Annotated in this window: 1 protein-coding gene; it reads left to right on the top strand. The window is 64.1% G+C overall.

Annotated features, from left to right (window positions below; translation table 11 throughout):
• Nucleotides 1-3 precede the first annotated feature (3 nt).
• The coding region (gene tuf / locus APY03_RS37790; RefSeq protein ID WP_068685648.1) for an elongation factor Tu at nucleotides 4-1191 on the top strand (1188 nt) is incomplete at its 3' end.

Here is a 1191-nt window from a genome sequence, read left to right as displayed (position 1 = left end):
AAAATGGCAAAAGGAAAATTCACCCGCACGAAGCCGCACGTGAACGTGGGCACGATCGGTCACGTGGACCATGGCAAGACCACCCTGACGGCGGCCATTGCGACCGTGCTGTCGGCCAAGTTCGGCGGTGAAGCCAAGGCCTACGACCAGATCGACGCGGCGCCCGAAGAAAAGGCGCGCGGCATCACCATCAACACCGCCCACGTCGAGTACGAGACGGCCAACCGTCACTACGCGCACGTTGACTGCCCCGGCCACGCCGACTACGTCAAGAACATGATCACCGGTGCCGCGCAGATGGACGGCGCCATCCTCGTGTGCTCGGCCGCCGACGGCCCGATGCCCCAGACCCGCGAGCACATCCTGCTGGCGCGTCAGGTGGGTGTGGGCTACATCATCGTGTACCTCAACAAGTGCGACATGGTCGACGACAAGGAGCTGCTGGAGCTCGTCGAGATGGAGGTGCGCGAGCTGCTGGACAAGTATGAATTCCCGGGCGATGACACCCCCATCATTCATGGTTCGGCCAAGCTGGCGCTGGAAGGCGACAAGGGCGAGCTTGGCGAAGGCTCCATCATGAAGCTGGCCGAGGCCCTGGACACCTACATTCCCACGCCTGAGCGTGCGGTGGACGGAACCTTCCTCATGCCCGTGGAAGACGTCTTCTCCATCTCCGGGCGCGGCACGGTGGTCACTGGCGCGGTCGAGCGCGGCGTCATCAAGGTCGGCGAGGAAATCGAGATCGTGGGCATCCGCCCGACCCAGAAGACCACCTGCACGGGCGTGGAGATGTTCCGCAAGCTGCTGGACCAGGGGCAGGCCGGCGACAACGTCGGCGTGCTGCTGCGCGGCACCAAGCGTGAAGAAGTCGAGCGCGGCCAGGTGCTGTGCAAGCCGGGCTCCATCAAGCCCCACACCCACTTCACCGCCGAGGTGTACGTGCTGAGCAAGGACGAGGGCGGGCGTCATACGCCGTTCTTCAACAACTACCGTCCGCAGTTCTACTTCCGCACCACCGACGTGACGGGTGCGATCGAACTGCCCCAGGACAAGGAGATGGTCATGCCCGGCGACAACGTGTCCATCACGGTGAAGCTGATCAACCCCATCGCCATGGAAGAAGGCCTGCGCTTCGCCATTCGCGAGGGTGGCCGCACCGTGGGCTCTGGCGTGGTGGCGAAGATCCTGGAC

It is taken from the genome of Variovorax sp. WDL1 (genome assembly GCF_001541225.1).
In the GTDB taxonomy this organism is placed as follows: Bacteria; Pseudomonadota; Gammaproteobacteria; order Burkholderiales; family Burkholderiaceae_C; genus Variovorax.
Note: the sequence above shows the minus strand (reverse complement) of the source record. Positions and strands in the feature narration are given on the sequence as shown.